Origin of the sequence: Chitinophaga filiformis, from assembly GCF_021646545.1 — a bacterium.
Classification (GTDB): Bacteria; Bacteroidota; Bacteroidia; order Chitinophagales; family Chitinophagaceae; genus Chitinophaga; species Chitinophaga filiformis_A.
In genome coordinates, this window is record NZ_JAKIRP010000002.1 from 360,887 (window position 1) to 376,539 (window position 15,653).

Consider the following 15,653-nt stretch of genomic DNA (forward strand, 5'->3'; position numbering starts at 1 on the left):
AATCAGCTATCTAGCAATCCGAAGTACACCAAAACCTTAGAGTGGATCAAACTGGTTACCATGACCGGTTTCGCCCAGGTGTTCGTACAGGGTATCAGTCTTGTGAGCGGTATCCTGGTGATACGCATGCTGGAACCCGAAGAGTACGCGTTGTATACCCTTGGCAATACCATGCTGGGTACAATGACGGTACTGGCTGACGGAGGCATCTCTACCGGGGTAATGTCGCAGGGAGGAAAGGTCTGGCTCGACCGTGTCAAATTAGGCACTGTTATGGCCACAGGAATGGACCTGAGAAGGAAATTTGCTGTCGGCAGTTTACTGGTATCTGTACCGGTACTGCTGTACCTGATGCGGCACCACGATGCCAGCTGGCTGATGTCGGTGCTGATCATCCTCTCGCTTATACCATCCTTCTTTATGGCATTATCAGGCACATTGCTGCAGGTAGCGCCTAAGCTGAGACAGGACATTGCTCCCCTGCAAAGGAATGCGGTTATACTGAATGTTGGCAGGCTGTTATTACTGGCATTGACCATTTTTATTTTCCCATGGGCGTTTGTAGCTATCCTGGCTGCCGGTCTTCCGCAGATATGGGGCAACTTCAATCTCCGGAAGATCTCTGCGGGTTATGCAGACTGGCATCAAAAGCCGGATCCGGAGGTCCGTAATGAGATCCTGAAGATGGTAAGGCGCTTACTGCCGATGGGAATTTATACATGTCTTTCGGGACAGATCACCATCTGGCTGATCTCCATCTTTGGAACGACAAGGGGAGTAGCCCAACTGGGGGCGCTGGACAGGTTGTCTATGGCGCTCAGCTTTATTACGATATTATTTGGTACCCTTATCTTACCGAGGTTTTCCCGGTTGCCGAATAACTCAGGTCTGTTATTACGGCGTTTCTTACAGATACAGGCAGGGCTGCTGGTAATGAGTGCCTGCATTGTCCTGACTGTCTGGTTATTCTCCACACAGATCCTGATGATCCTGGGGCCCAATTATGCGGGGCTGACGAAAGAGGTGGTACTGAAGATCATTATCAGTTGCCTTGGGATTATCTCTGCTTCCACTTTTTCTCTTTTTACCAGCAGAAGCTGGGCTATCAATCCGCTCATTTCAATTCCTGTCAGTATTGCTTCCATAGCGCTGGGAGTTGCATTCATTGATATCTCTTCCCTGAGAGGGGTACTAACAATGAACATCATGATACAACTGGTCCAGGTAACGATGAACGTTACTTATACGCTGATCAAGATCTACAGGACTAATAACTCAACATTACCTACAGAAATTTAATAAGATTATATGAATTATTACTATCAGGTAGAAGGATTACTTCGGAACAATATCGGAGACGTACTTCAGGGAATGGTCGCAAAAGACCTGTTGCCTGAGGGCGCGAAGGTAGCCGACAGGGAAGCGCTGGCTGACCTGGCAAGTAACGAAAAAGGAATGCTGATAGCCAATGGCTGGTACATGCACTCCTTTAAGAAGTTTCCTGCACCAGATAATATCACGCCTGTATACGCTGCTGTACACATCGCGAATTCCGCCCTGCTGGCAGATGCCGGTGTAAGGGAACATTTCAAAAAACACGCGCCTATCGGTTGCCGCGATAACAAAACATTGCAGCTGCTGTTAGGTTGGGGGATTCCCGCTTATTATTCCAGCTGTCTGACCATCACAGCGAAAGCGCGTGGTCCGGTTACACACAATCCGGATGGAGATGTGCTGCTGGTAGATAACGTAGATCATCCGGTGCCTGATGCCGTGTTCAATAAACTGGAAACTTTACTGGGTAAAAAACTGGTAAGGATCTCCCACGATCCGCCAGATACCTCCGGCGATATCGCATCATATGCAAAGGTTTCCGAAAAGCATATGAACGATCTGCTGGCTACTTACTGCAAGGCCTCACTGGTGCTAACCACCAAGATCCACTGTGCATTACCATGCCTGGGTATGGGTGCTAACGTGAAGCTGATCCATCCGAATCCGTCTGACCCTCGTCTGGCTACAGTAGGAGAATTTATCGATATTATTTCCTACAAGGAGATCCTTGAAAGGACCAACATGGACAGCTCTCCTGTGAATAAAGAGGCGCTGGAAAAGAGGAGACAATTCCTGTTGGAGCTGGTGGCCGATTCAATAAAAGAAGGCGCTAATGCTGTACAGGCATCCGGTAAAATGAAGTACCGCCTGATCAGGGCTAAAGCTGTGCTGATGGCGAAACTGTATCGTCTCGGTGTGGTATTGTCTTACCGTGTGGGATTTGCAAAGGATAAGATAGAAAGAGTATATGGCGCAGGCTTCTGATAAAAAAAAGATACTGGTCTATACTACCCAGTTAATGGAAACAGGAGGTATAGAAAGTCATCTGCAGGAGTTTTGCAGGCAGATGGCAGCAGCAGGTAATGAAATAGACCTGGTGGTGCTGAATGCGGCTATGACGCCTGAAACAGAAGAATTTTACAAACGTACATGCCGCTGGGTGTACTTCGGAAAACACGGACGTTCTTACAAGCGTTTGTTGTGGATGCTGCAGCTGGGCATTAAACTGCGCGGCACACGTAAGTATGATGCGGTATACACGAACGGGCAGGGAGAAAGCATCTGGTTATTTTCCCGTATGCTGCCTGCCTACAACAAGTGGGTACATCATCACCATACTTCCGGCGACGCTAAGGACCAAGCTACCTGGGGCGCTAAGTACAGGAGGACACTACAGGCTGCCAATACCATTATCGCCTGTTCCTTCAGGAACGCCGGTGATATGAAAGCCGTACTGAACCGCCAGATAGATGTCATACCGGTATTTTCCAGGAACGTGGAAGTGCCTTTCACACAAGGTCCGGCGGGCAAACTGCGATTCGGTTATTATGGCCGGCTGATCCCTGAAAAGGGCATCGATCTGATCTGCCGGATGAGTGAAGACGCAGACCTGGAAGACATAGAATTTCATCTCTGGGGAGAAGGAAAACAATATCCTGCCGGATATTTCGACCGTTATCCCAACATACGCTTTCATGGTCCTTTTGCGGGAGAAGCAGGATTGAAGGGCGCTATTGCACAACTGGATGCATATCTGTTGTTGTCTACGCATCCTGAGGGGCTGCCTGTGAGCCTGCTGGAGGCAATGAGCGCAGGACTTCCCTGGCTGGCAACGGACAGGGGCGGTATTCCGGACATTGCCTGCGACCCGCAGGCAACGCGCGTGATACCGGCTGCGTCCTCTTATGAAGAGGCAAAGGCGGCTGTAATCGCGTTTGCAAAAGATATCAGGAGCGGCCTGGTAACAAAAACGGCCCAGAAAGAACTGTATGCGAACAGGTTCTCTGCAGCAGCATTACGTTCAGCGTGGGGCGATATACTTGGATTACATAAGCAAAACTAAGATGGTCATCATATCTCATCCTACAGGCAATGCGAATGTCAGAGCTGCAGTGGCGGGGCTGGCAGATGCGGATATCCTGTCTGAGTTTCATACAGCGATTGCTTCATTTCCCGGGAGTACCCTGGACCGCCTCGGTGGAATAGGTCCTTTGTCGGAGATCAGGCGTCGTGGTTTCGAAGCACGCCTGCAGCCTTTTACCAAAACCTGGCCCTGGTTTGAACTGGGCCGCCTGGTAGCGGCAAAGGCAGGGCTGAAAAGCCTGGTGAGGCACGAGAAAGGCATATTCTCAGTAGATGCTGTGTATCATAACATGGACAGAAGGCTTACGAACCACCTGAATAAAGTGGCCCGTAAGGTGAATGCTGTGTACGCCTATGAAGATGGCGCTATGTTCACTTTCCGTGAAGCAACCCGCCTGGGATTAAAATGCCTGTACGATCTGCCTATTGGTTACTGGCGTACTTCCCGGCATCTGCTGGGCATTGAAAGGGAACGCTGGCCGGAATGGAAGAATACCCTCATAGGGTTTAACGCTTCACAGGCAAAGCTGGACAGAAAGGATGAAGAGCTGAAACTGGCCAACAGGATCTTTGTGGCGAGCAGTTTTACTGCAAAGACGCTGAAGGATTATCCCGGCAAGCTCGCACCTGTGGATGTAATACCTTATGGTTTCCCCGCTGTGACCAGTGGCAGGGACTATGAAAAGATAGCAGGACGTCCGCTGAAATTGTTATTCGTAGGCGGACTGTCGCAACGTAAAGGCATCGCAGATCTCTTTGCAGCGGTAGAGCGGCTGGGAAATGCAGTAACGCTGACCGTTGTGGGAAAGAAGGTGACGGAAAATTGCCCGGCGCTGGATGCAGCCCTTGCCAAACATACCTGGATACCCAGTATGCCGCATGCGGAGATCCTCAAAACAATGAGAGCACACGATGTATTGTTGTTTCCATCCCTGTTTGAAGGATTCGGGCTGGTGATCACAGAAGCAATGTCGCAAGGTACACCGGTGATCACGACAGACCGTACAGCAGGACCGGACCTGATTACACACGGCAGGAACGGCTGGCTGGCTGAAGCCGGATCTACGGATGCTTTATACAACGCAATTGCAGCACTTCTCGATCAGCCGGACAATATACCGGTAGCAGGACTGGCAGCAATGGAGAAAGCCCGTAGCAGACCGTGGCAGGTTTACGGAGACGAGCTGGCAACAGCAATCATACATGCATAAATAACCCTAATTATGATTAAAAGGCCAAGACTTGAATTTCTGGACGGTATAAGAGGGCTCTGTGCCCTGTATGTGGCGTTCTATCATGCAGTGTTCTTTACCGGCAATGGTATTGAGAAAACGGAGTTTACCGGTGCGCTTAAGCCGCTCACTGGCCTGCTGGAATTCGGTCATTATTCTGTTGCAGTGTTCATCGTGTTATCAGGTTTTTGCCTGACCATTCCCGTGGCATTGTCAGAGAACAGGGACCTGCGCGGCGGCTTCAAAACATATATCAGAAGGCGTGCGCACAGAATATTGCCGCCTTATTACTTCGCATTGTTACTTTCATTACTGCTGATATGGGCATTGCCCTTAATGCAAACCCCGCACGATACTGCCTGGGATTCCAAGCTACCGGTGAACCTGGAAGGTATTGTGACACATCTTTTGCTGGTGCATAATATTCATACGCACTGGATCTTTAAAATAAATGGCCCACTGTGGAGTGTGGCAACTGAATGGCAGATCTATTTCACTTTCCCGGTATTATTGCTGTTATGGCGCCGTTATGGCCTGGGAGCAGCAACAGCTGCAGCGGTGATAGTGGGTGTGTTACCGGAACTGGTATTGCCTCACCGTGTCAGTTTCTGGTGGTTACACCCCTGGTACCTGGGACTATTTGGTATAGGAATGGCTGCTGCTATCATCGCTTTTGACACAAAGGGCACTACAGAAAAAGTAAAAAGCCTTCTTGCCAATGGCTGGATAGTGAGTGGCCTGGTAGCACTGGTGGTAGCGATACTGGCTGTAAGCAAACCGTTGAAGCTGTCACTGACCTTTACCGAGGTGATGGTAGGGCTGGCAGTAAGCGCCGTGATAGTATATTATACCCTGAAGGAACATGCAATGCAGGACCGTCCTTTATTATTACGTTTCCTGAATGGAAAGGTGGCTGTGGGGCTCGGTGCATTTTCCTATAGTATTTACCTGATCCACAGCCCTATACTGGCTGCGATCAACTTGTATACGTTAGATATTCAGATGACAGATAACATGCGTTTACTATTTATGCTTTTAGTAGCCGTACCGGTGTCTGTATTGTTGGCATATGTGTTTTATTTACTGGTGGAACGCCGTTTCCTGAACATGCCGCCAAAGGCAGCAGCAACGCCCGCAACACCTGTTATAAATGTTTCCGGAAATTATGAATCAGTATCCCAATAAAAGTCAGCTTGCAGCTGATCGTTTAGCTGAAATAGCATCTCTGCGTTATCAGCAGCTCACGGCACTCAACTCACAAAAGTTGATGCTGCGGCTGAAGCAAGGGGTATGGGCATACTTTTTACTATTACTGTTTGAAGGTGCTTTGCGCCGCTGGATATTACCGGGACTGGCTACGCCATTACTGGTAATACGCGACCCGGTAGCCTTGTGGCTGATCGTTGTTTGTTTGCAGCGGAAGATACTTATCCCTGCATATTCACTTACACTCATGACGATCATTGGAATACTGGGGCTCATTGCCGCACTTACAGTCGGGCATGGGAATCCTTTTGTGGCAGCATACGGAGCGCGCATTCTTTTGATACACTTCCCCATGATGTTTGTCATAAGAAGCATCTTTACGCGTAAAGATGTAGTACATCTGGGAAAGATCACACTGATGATCGCCATACCTATGGCGGTACTCATCGCGGTACAGTTTTACAGTCCGCAGACGGCCTGGGTGAACAAAGGTGTGGGTGATGCCGAAGGCGGCGCCGGATTTAGTGGAGCCTTGGGTTTTTTCCGTCCGCCGGCAACATTTTCATTTACCAATGGAACCACCTTGTTCTTCAGCTTTGTGGCGCCTTTCGTGTTTTATTTCTGGCTGAGTAATGAAAAAGTCAGTCGCTGGATATTGATAGGCGCCACCGGTGCTGTATTGATGTCGATACCGCTTTCCATCAGCCGTGCCTTGCTTTTCCAGATCATCATCACACTGATGTTCTGCCTGTATGCAGGCTCCAGCAATCCTAAATATGCCGGCAGAATGTTTGGAGCGGTGCTTGGCCTGGTAGTGTTGATAGCTCTTCTCAGTCAGACAAGTATTGTGGGGGGAGCCATTGAAGCATTCACGGCGCGTTTCGAAAATGCCAATGAAAGTGAAGGAGGGATGGAAGGTGTATTCCTTGACCGTTATCTGGGAGGGATGCTGGGTGCTTTCTCCGCCACCTCGGATATGCCACTGTGGGGATATGGTATTGGTATGGGAACGAACGTAGGCGCTATGTTGCTGACAGGGGGCTTTACCTTCCTGATTGCCGAAGGTGAGTGGGGAAGGGCAGTAGGTGAACTGGGACCTATTTTAGGATTAGGGCTCGTGTTTATCCGCCTGGGGCTGGCGTTCAGCCTGGGATTTGAGGCGTTCAGAAAATTAAGCAAGGGAGACCTGCTGCCATGGATGATAGTGAGCAACGGATTTCTGCTGGTAGCTCAGGGAGGATGGGGACAACCTACTTCACTGGGATTTGCAACCCTGGTAGGCGGTCTTTTGATGGCATCATTGCGTGACGATGAAGAAGTGGAAGAACCGGAAACAGAAGAAGAACTGGGGGAGATGGCAGTTTAGCCTGTCCCGCATAACCATACATATACAACCATAACGAAACCGGAATTCCTGAATGAAACACCACGCCAACCCCGGGAGTAGCAGGATCGTCGTGCTGGATAGCCTGAGAGGGCTTGCCGCCATGATCGTTTGCCTGCATCATTTTTTGTTTATTAATAACAGTTATTTCCAGGTATATAGGGGACAATCCTGGTATGATACACTTTTCTATATCTCTGAGTTTAATAAAGAAGCAGTGCTGTTCTTCTTTGTTTTGTCCGGCTTCTCTATCGGATTAAGTCTTAAAAACAAAACACCTGACAGTCCTGAAACGATCAACGAATATATTTACCGCCGGTTTAAGAGAATATTGCCGGTGTATGTCATAGCCCTGCTTTTTACATTGTTCTCGGGTTTTATGATGCATCAGGCGCACCTGCCGAACTACAGTGCCTGGAATATGCTGGGGAATGTACTTTTCCTGCAAACGGCAGACATTATTGAGGGTTCATGGTTTATTCCCTATGGCTTTAACGGACCATTGTGGTCATTGTCGTTCGAGTTTTTCTTTTACTGCTTCTTCCCGTTGGTATACCTTATCAACAGGAAGTATTTAGGCAGGATCAATATACTGGTGAAATATGCTGTACTGCTGGCGTTGTCTGTTGCTGCATTTGCTGTGAACAAGATCTTCTTTGTGCCATATTTTGCTTTCTTCAGTTCATTCATTATCTGGTTTTCCGGTTACCTGGCCTCCAGAACATACCTGAAGGGAGAGACTTATCACTTATTGTTTACAGGTGCCTTTGTGTTTGGTATCCTGTACCTGGCAGCAGGCAGGCATTTTCTCTCCTCCAATACGCTGGTCTTCATTTGTAAAGGACTGTTGATGGCCGCGGTATTTTACCTGATCACCTTCTTTAGTAAATCGGCAACAGCACAGACCATTTTTAAATGGCCTGTATGGGTCCTGAATAAAATCTTCAACTATGTAGGTAAAGGCAGTTATGCTACCTATGCGTTACATTACCCGCTGATGCTGATGTTGCGGTATTTTCATGTGAATATAATGGTGCAGGTAGTGGTGATCCTTCTTTTCATCATATTGTGTACAACAATAGAAGAGAAAACGATCAGATGGAAACTTAATATGCTGCGGTTGAACTATACAGCATTTTTCTTCAGAAGGTTTAATCTGGCCAGCTAAAAGGCCGCTATGCTACTTGCACCATGAGTAATACTATGAATACCTCCTCCAGGATCGGATGGATAGATACCTTAAAAGGCATCGGTATTTTAACCGTAGTGGCAGGGCATATATTCCCTGACAGCATCGCCAGGTACCTGTTCCTTTTTCATATGCCATTATTCTTTTTTATAGGTGGATTTTTATTTAAACCTTCTGCCGACTGGAAAGAATATCTCACAAAAAAATCATTCCACTTACTGGTGCCTTATGTGGCATTCCTTTGCCTGATATATGTGCCGTACGAAATAAAGGAGATACTGACAGGTAAGGAAACAATTGCCAAAGGTCTTGTAAGGCCTGTTCTGGGAGGCCGCTTCCTGATAGGATGGACGGCAGTGTTCTGGTATGTGACCTGTTTCTTCCTGGTACAGCAGCTGATGAATTTCCTGATGAACAAAGTGAGTAAAAAGATCATTGGTTTGTTGATGTTTGCAAGCCTTGTGATCAGTTATGCGATCAATAACTTCATACCTCATTTTCCGGGATTACCATGGAATGCAGACGTTGTATTCGCGGCGTTGCCCATTTTCTACATGGGTTATCTGTATAAAGGTATGCAGGGCGATCCGGGAAAATATAAGTGGGTATTCTTTGTACTGCTGGCGGGTGTGATTGTGTTCACCTACTACTATCCCGCCAATAGGTACGATATGAAAACAGGTAATTACGGTATTCCTTTCGTTACATTGTTCTCCAGCCTGGTGGTGGTATTGTGCCTGATAGAAATAGTGAAGATCATAGCTGTGAATCCTGTTGTCAGCAAACCATTCAGCGAGTTGGGCACAGCGTCTATGGTGATTATGTACCTGCATCAGCCGGTACAGTTCATTGCACTGGAACAATTTTCCATTGTGAGTCCTCTGGCACGATTCTTTATAGCATTGGCGGTGTCAATGGGAGGTTACTATCTCCTGAACAGTTTTACCATAGGGCGCGCGCTTTTTATGGGCTCTCTGCCTGACTTTAAAAAGGTTTTCGGGCGGGAGAAATTAGCAACGGTATAGCAGATAAATATTCAGACGATATATATGCGAATTGTTTTAGTAGGAAATTACCCGAAGGACAGGCAGGAAAGTATGGAACGTTTCGCCCGTATGGTGGAAAGTGGTTTAAATGACGCCGGACATACAACTGAGATCTGGCGGCCAACAGTTTTCTTCGGATCTTTTTTTAAAGCTACCTCCGGTGGAATTGGTAAGTGGTTCGGGTATGTGGACAAGTGGATATTATTTCCTTTAGTACTTCGTTTTAAAAATGCTTTCAAGCCCAAAGATACACAGTATCATATCTGTGATCATTCCAATGCTTTTTATCTCAGACATCTGCCGAAGCAGCGTACGATCATCACCTGCCATGATGTATTAGCCATCAGGGGAGCACGTGGACATGCAGATGCTTATTGCCCTGCTTCTCCTTTTGGTAAGGTGATGCAGGAGTGGATCCTCTCTAACCTGATCAGTGCAAAGAAGATCGCCTGTGTATCTCACCTCACACTGAACCAGCTGAAAGAGCTGGCTGCAGGAAAGGGCAAGGATGATTCCAACTGGGAGGTAATTCATAATGCGTTCAATGGGGACTTCTCTCCTGTAGCAAAAGCAGAAAGTGAAGCGTTGCTGAAAAATGCCGGACTGAGTGCAGATGAACCTTTTATACTGCACATTGGTTCGAAGCTGCAGCGCAAGAACAGGAAGATGCTGCTGGACATGGTACATATACTGGGCGATAAATATAAAGGCAAGATCTGCTATGCCGGTAATGAAATAGAAGAATCATTACATGCACATGCGGTAAAACTGGGGCTGCAGGACAGACTGGTGTCAGTGAAGAAGCCACCGCATGCTACATTAAAGGCGCTGTATAGTTCCTGCTATGCATTCATTTTCCCTTCTTTCTCTGAGGGTTTTGGATGGCCGGTGATAGAAGCGCAGGCCTGCGGAGCAGCTGTTGTAGCCAGCAGTATTGAGCCTATGCCGGAAGTAAGCGGAGGAGTAGCATTGCATGCAGATCCTCATCAGCCACAGGCATTCGCAACCGAATTCCTCAAATTATCTGATAAAGCAACCAAAGACGCTATAATTAACCAGGGTTTTGTCAATGTAAAACGTTTCTCTCCTGATATCATGATTAAGGCGTATTTATCCATGTATTCAAAGAACTAATATATCAGCAGATGATCCTAAAACTGATTACAGTGTGTTTACCATGGCGGCTAAAACGCCTGGCATTACAAAGCTGGTTTAAATATAAAATTCATCCCACCGCACGCATAGGACTGGCATGGGTATTTCCCGGGAAGCTGATCATGGAAAAGAACAGCCGCATTGATCATCTTACTGTAGCTGTGAACCTTGATCTTATGCAGATGAGTGAACATGCTAAAATAGGCAGAGGTAACTGGGTGACAGGATTTGCTACCAACACTAATTCCAAACACTTCCGCCATCAGCCGGAGCGCAAGGCGGAACTGATAATGGGAGAGTGGGCGGCTATCACCAAGAATCATCATATAGACTGTACCAATTCTATCACGATAGGAAAGTTCACGACCATCGCCGGTTACCAGTCACAATTACTTACACACTCGATTAATGTATACGAGAACCGTCAGGATAGCGCGCCTATAGTGATCGGTGAATACACCTTTGTAGGAACGAATGTATCGATTCTTGGTGGGGCGGTGCTACCCAGTTATTCTGTGCTGGGTGCAAAGTCTTTACTGAATAAGGCATTTAATGAGGAATGGAAACTATATGCGGGCGTTCCTGCAAAAGCAGTAAGTGATATTGATAAGGACGCGAAATACTTTAGCAGAGTAGATGGATTCGTCTATTAGGAAGTACTGTAACATTAACCGACAAGTTGTTAAAAAAGAGCGTAAAAGATGAACATTCTTCATGTAATCCCTTCTTATAAACCTGCCTACGTATACGGTGGCCCTATCTATTCGAGTTCAGCCTTGTGCGAGCAGCTGGTGGCAGAGGGACACAAGGTGACTGTAGTAACTACAACCGCCAACGGAAAAGAGGAACTGAATGTACAGAATGGAGTAGTACAACAGGTGGATGGAGTGGATACGATCTACTTTAAACGTTTAACAAAAGACCATACACATTTCTCACCAGGACTGATCAGTTATCTGTACCGGAACATCAAAAAATATGATGCCGTACATATCCATTCCTGGTGGAACCTGGTGAGCATCTTCACGTTGCTCGTTTGTTATGTGAGAAGAGTGCGCCCCGTTGTTTCTCCGAGGGGCATGCTGAGTGATTATATTCTCGAGACTAACCACAACTTCCAGAAGAAGATCATTCAGAAAGTTGTAGGTGATCCTCTCTTATCAAAGGTGAAGTTTCACGCTACTTCGCTCGCGGAAGTACACGAGATAAAAAAGATGTATCCGGCATCTCAGGTAGCAGAGATCTTCAACTTTGTTACTGTTCCTGATGGTCCTGTTTCGCCCAAGGCTGTACAGCAGAAGATCAGGTTTGTTTTCCTGAGCAGGATAGATCCGAAGAAAGGACTGGAATTGTTGTTCAAGGGACTCAGCATGGTTACGTTCCCTTATGAATTGACCATTGCGGGGCCTTATAGAGAAGATTACCTGGAGCAGTTGAAAGCGCTGACACGTGAGTATGGCATCGAACAGCATATTACCTGGGTAGGGCCTGTATATGGAGATGCCAAGTTCAAATTGCTGCGTGATCATGATGTGATGGTGCTGACCTCTTACAATGAGAATTTTGCCAACATCGTAATAGAATCTCTGGCTATGGGTACGCCTGTACTGATCAGTAATATGGTGGGATTAAGCACTTACATCAGCGATAATCAGCTGGGCTGGATCTCGGGTATTGATCCTGAAAATATAAAGGTAATACTGGAACAGGTGTATGCGGAAAGAGACAGACTGCCTGCCATGTCTGCAGCTGCGCCGGCGTTGATGCAGCGCGACTTCGACAGAAGCCGGCTGGTGAACAAGTATATTGAATTGTATAAGTCAAAATAAATCAGGGTGTCTAATTCATTAACAGTTATCATCCTCACTTATAACGAGGAAAAACATATTACCCGTTGTATTCAGAACCTGAAGCGCGTATCAGACAATATCATCATCATTGATAGTATGTCTACTGACCGCACCGTTGAAATTGCGACTGCACTGGGCGCTAAAGTTGTTCAGAGACCATGGCCGGGCAACCACTCTGACCAGTTCAACTGGGCGCTGGACAATTGCAACATCACTACAACATGGACGATGCGTATGGATTGTGATGAATACCTGCTGGATGAACTGATAGATGAGATCAATACCAAACTGCCGCAGGCAAAGCCGGAGACAGGCGGTTTTATCATCAAACGCCGTGTAATATTCATGGACAAATGGATGAAACGTGGTGGCTTCTATCCGCACCGGTTGCTGCGCATCTGGCGAACAGGTACAGGTCGTCTTGAGGAGCGGGCTATGGATGAACATGTTGTACTGGAAAAAGGAGAAACGGAAGCCTTCCAGTTTGATATGGTGGATCATAACCTGAATGACCTCACCTGGTGGACGCATAAACAGAATAACTATGCTTCGCGTGAAGTGAAGGACCTGCTGGATATAGAGAGAGGAACAACATCTGAGAATAATGTGGACGTATCGCTGAGTGGGGAGCAGTCTTCCCGTAAGAGATGGATCAAGGAGAAGATATATAGCAGGATACCGTTGTTTGTACGTCCTTTCATTTATTTTATTTACCGCTATTTTATACGCTTAGGTTTTCTGGATGGAGGCGCAGGGCTGGTATGGCATTTCCTGCAGGGATTCTGGTACCGCTTCCTCGTCGATGCCAAGATGTATGAATTAAAACGCAATAACAGGTTAAGACAAGGATGATATTAAGAGTAAAGAGGCGAGTGGTTGTGGTGACGATGATCATCTATATAGCAGCATTGTTGTATATCGTTTTCCTGGAGCCAACAAGGAGTGCCGGCGAACACTATGCTCCGCCGAGATGGATGCCACTGAAGAGTACTTACGATTTCATTGTTGAAGCCGGTCATTCTATCAGACACTGGCTTTTCTTTCTGCTGAATTTACTGGGCAATATCATATTGTTCATGCCATTTGGCTTCCTTGGAGATGCATTGTCAGGAACACCTGCCAATAAATTTAGAGTAGTAATAACTGCATTCTTTTTCAGTCTGTGTATTGAGGTGTTGCAGCTGACCTTTATGATCGGTGTTTTCGATGCTGATGATATTGTGCTGAACACGCTGGGGGCTTACCTGGGACTTTACACCTATCGTTTGCTGGTAAAGAAAGATGTAGTACTTGTTTATAATAATTCCTGATAGCAATGGATAACTTTTATCTGTCACAGGTCCGCTTAAAAGACTTTAATGCCTCTGAAGGCCTGGACCGCGGCGCTGGTAAATTAAAAGAAACCTGCTGGTACATGGTCAAGATGCTGTTCTTCCTGACAGCTTTTCCTGTGCCCTCCGGTATTAAGGCGAGATTACTGCGCCTCTTCGGAGCCAAAGTAGGGAGTGGTGTAGTGATCAAACCCAGAGTGAATATCCATTTCCCATGGAAACTGGAGATCGGCAATGATGTATGGTTGGGCGAAGAAGCTTACCTGCTCAATTTTGAGCCACTGGTGATAGGCAATAACGTGTGTGTGTCGCAACGTGCGTTCCTCTGTGGAGGTAATCACAATTTCCGGCATCCTGCCATGCCTTACCGCAATGCACCTATTACACTGATGGATGGATGCTGGGTAGGCGCCTGTGTATTCATCGGGCCAGGTGTTACTGTAGGAACAGATACCGTGATCACTGCAGGTTCAGTAGTGACTGCCTCGGTATCACAGAATGGTATATTCAAAGGCAATCCTCTGGCTTTTGTGTCAGAGAGATGGAGATAATAAAAAAACAGAAATCTATATAGCGGTATGTCCAAGCGATTACTATTGATTGGAGGTAATTTCTCGCCGGAACCCACCGGAATAGGTAAGTACAATGGTGAAATGATCAAATGGCTGGCAGCCCAGGGCTACGATTGTACCGTCATCACCAGTTATCCTTATTATCCGGAGTGGAAGGTGCAGCCTCCATACGACAAGAACAAGAACTGGTATAAGAAAGAAGTGATTGAAGAAAGCAACGGACAGGGAGGAAAGATCACTGTATATCGTTGTCCGCAGTACGTACCCGCAAAACCATCGGGTAAGACGCGTATCATGCTGGACTTTTCCTTTGCAGTATCAGCCTTCTTTAAAATACTGCAATTACTGCCCCGTAAAAAGTTCGATGTGGTGATCACAGTAGTGCCACCTTTCCATCTGGGCTTACTGGCAGTACTGTACAAGAAATTTAAAGGTGCGAAGTTCCTCTATCACATACAGGATATGCAGATAGAAGCAGCGCGTGATCTGAACATGATCAAGTCGCCTAAACTCATCAAAGCATTGTTCGGGCTGGAGCGCTATATCTTCAAACATGCAGATATGGTGAGCAGCATATCTGATGGTATGATGCGCAAGATCGGGGAGAAGGCCGGCAAGGATATTTTCTTCTTTCCTAACTGGGTGGACGTTACATTGTTCCATCCCATTGAGAACCGTGCAGCACTGAAGACGGAGTATGGCTTTGATGTCAATGACAGGATCGTACTGTATTCAGGTGCAATAGGGGAGAAACAGGGACTGGAAGCTATCCTGAATACTGCTGAAACACTGAAGGATGATAAACAGCTGAAATTCCTGATCTGTGGTTCAGGTCCATACAAGGAGAAGCTGAAGGCGGAGGCAGAGTCAAGAGGACTTCACAATGTTATCTTCTTCCCGCTGCAACCGTTCGAGAAGTTCAATCATTTCCTCAATATGGCCGATGTACACCTGGTGATACAAAAGGGCAATGCAAGCGACCTGGTAATGCCATCCAAACTGACCACTATCCTGTCAGTAGGAGGATTGGCGCTGATCACTGCGAATAGCGGAACGAGCCTGCATGAACTGGTAAGCAAACATAATATGGGTATACTGGTAAAAGCGGAAGATCAGCAGGCGCTCACTGACGGTATTGTCAGGGCTATGCAGGACAATGCTTCAGAGATAGCAAGGAACGGGCGTGTGTATGCCGAAACACACCTGTCTGTAGGAAAAATAATGTCACGTTTTGAAGAAGCCGTAGTAGTTAGTTAACATCATTTGAACCT

General features: G+C 46.9%; 15 protein-coding genes. All 15 read left to right on the top strand.

Translation table 11 applies throughout. The annotated features are described in order from the left end of the window. Positions 1-60: 60 nt before the first annotated feature. From L3C95_RS07810 to L3C95_RS07880, 15 genes are read left to right on the top strand one after another with little or no spacing between them, the layout of a single operon-like run. A complete protein-coding gene (locus tag L3C95_RS07810) occupies positions 61-1,299 on the top strand; it encodes a polysaccharide biosynthesis protein (protein ID WP_236386416.1) in 1,239 nt (412 codons plus the stop codon). Between the two features lie 9 nt (positions 1,300-1,308). Next, on the top strand, positions 1,309-2,319 hold the full coding sequence (locus L3C95_RS07815) for a polysaccharide pyruvyl transferase family protein (RefSeq protein WP_236386417.1): 1,011 nt from the start codon (positions 1,309-1,311) through the stop codon (positions 2,317-2,319). Continuing rightward, complete coding sequence (locus tag L3C95_RS07820; protein WP_236386419.1) at positions 2,303-3,397, top strand: glycosyltransferase family 4 protein; 1,095 nt, start codon at positions 2,303-2,305, stop codon at positions 3,395-3,397. The genes L3C95_RS07815 and L3C95_RS07820 overlap by 17 nt, the downstream gene beginning before the upstream one ends. A 1-nt stretch (position 3,398) precedes the next feature. Next, positions 3,399-4,628, top strand: a complete 1,230-nt coding sequence (locus L3C95_RS07825) for a glycosyltransferase family 4 protein (RefSeq protein WP_236386421.1) — start codon at positions 3,399-3,401, stop codon at positions 4,626-4,628. A gap of 12 nt (positions 4,629-4,640) precedes the next feature. Further along, positions 4,641-5,834: an acyltransferase family protein gene (locus L3C95_RS07830; protein WP_236386423.1), complete on the top strand. Its 1,194-nt coding sequence runs from the start codon at positions 4,641-4,643 to the stop codon at positions 5,832-5,834. After that, the gene (locus tag L3C95_RS07835) at positions 5,815-7,221 is read left to right on the top strand and encodes a hypothetical protein (protein ID WP_236386425.1); all 1,407 of its coding nucleotides are present in this window, start codon (positions 5,815-5,817) and stop codon (positions 7,219-7,221) included. Before L3C95_RS07830 ends, L3C95_RS07835 begins: the two co-directional genes overlap by 20 nt. Positions 7,222-7,273: 52 nt before the next feature. After that, positions 7,274-8,407: an acyltransferase family protein gene (locus L3C95_RS07840; protein ID WP_236386427.1), complete on the top strand. Its 1,134-nt coding sequence runs from the start codon at positions 7,274-7,276 to the stop codon at positions 8,405-8,407. A gap of 23 nt (positions 8,408-8,430) precedes the next feature. Continuing rightward, a complete protein-coding gene (locus L3C95_RS07845) occupies positions 8,431-9,453 on the top strand; it encodes an acyltransferase family protein (RefSeq protein WP_236386429.1) in 1,023 nt (340 codons plus the stop codon). Positions 9,454-9,477: 24 nt separating this feature from the next. Then, the gene (locus tag L3C95_RS07850; protein WP_236386431.1) at positions 9,478-10,608 is read left to right on the top strand and encodes a glycosyltransferase family 4 protein; all 1,131 of its coding nucleotides are present in this window, start codon (positions 9,478-9,480) and stop codon (positions 10,606-10,608) included. A gap of 11 nt (positions 10,609-10,619) precedes the next feature. Further along, a complete protein-coding gene (locus L3C95_RS07855; protein ID WP_236386432.1) occupies positions 10,620-11,282 on the top strand; it encodes an acyltransferase in 663 nt (220 codons plus the stop codon). Positions 11,283-11,330: 48 nt separating this feature from the next. After that, complete coding sequence (locus L3C95_RS07860; protein ID WP_236386434.1) at positions 11,331-12,458, top strand: XrtY-associated glycosyltransferase XYAG1; 1,128 nt, start codon at positions 11,331-11,333, stop codon at positions 12,456-12,458. 6 nt (positions 12,459-12,464) lie between these two features. After that, positions 12,465-13,331 (top strand): glycosyltransferase family 2 protein, encoded by an 867-nt coding sequence (locus tag L3C95_RS07865; RefSeq protein WP_236386436.1) that lies wholly within the window; start codon positions 12,465-12,467, stop codon positions 13,329-13,331. Continuing rightward, a complete protein-coding gene (locus tag L3C95_RS07870) occupies positions 13,328-13,789 on the top strand; it encodes a VanZ family protein (protein WP_236386437.1) in 462 nt (153 codons plus the stop codon). The genes L3C95_RS07865 and L3C95_RS07870 overlap by 4 nt, the downstream gene beginning before the upstream one ends. Positions 13,790-13,794: 5 nt before the next feature. Beyond that, positions 13,795-14,361 carry a WcaF family extracellular polysaccharide biosynthesis acetyltransferase gene (locus tag L3C95_RS07875; protein WP_236386440.1) on the top strand — a complete coding sequence of 189 codons (567 nt, stop codon included), beginning with the start codon at positions 13,795-13,797 and terminating at the stop codon, positions 14,359-14,361. 27 nt (positions 14,362-14,388) lie between these two features. Continuing rightward, complete coding sequence (locus tag L3C95_RS07880; RefSeq protein ID WP_236386442.1) at positions 14,389-15,639, top strand: WcaI family glycosyltransferase; 1,251 nt, start codon at positions 14,389-14,391, stop codon at positions 15,637-15,639. The last annotated feature ends 14 nt before the right edge of the window (positions 15,640-15,653 follow it).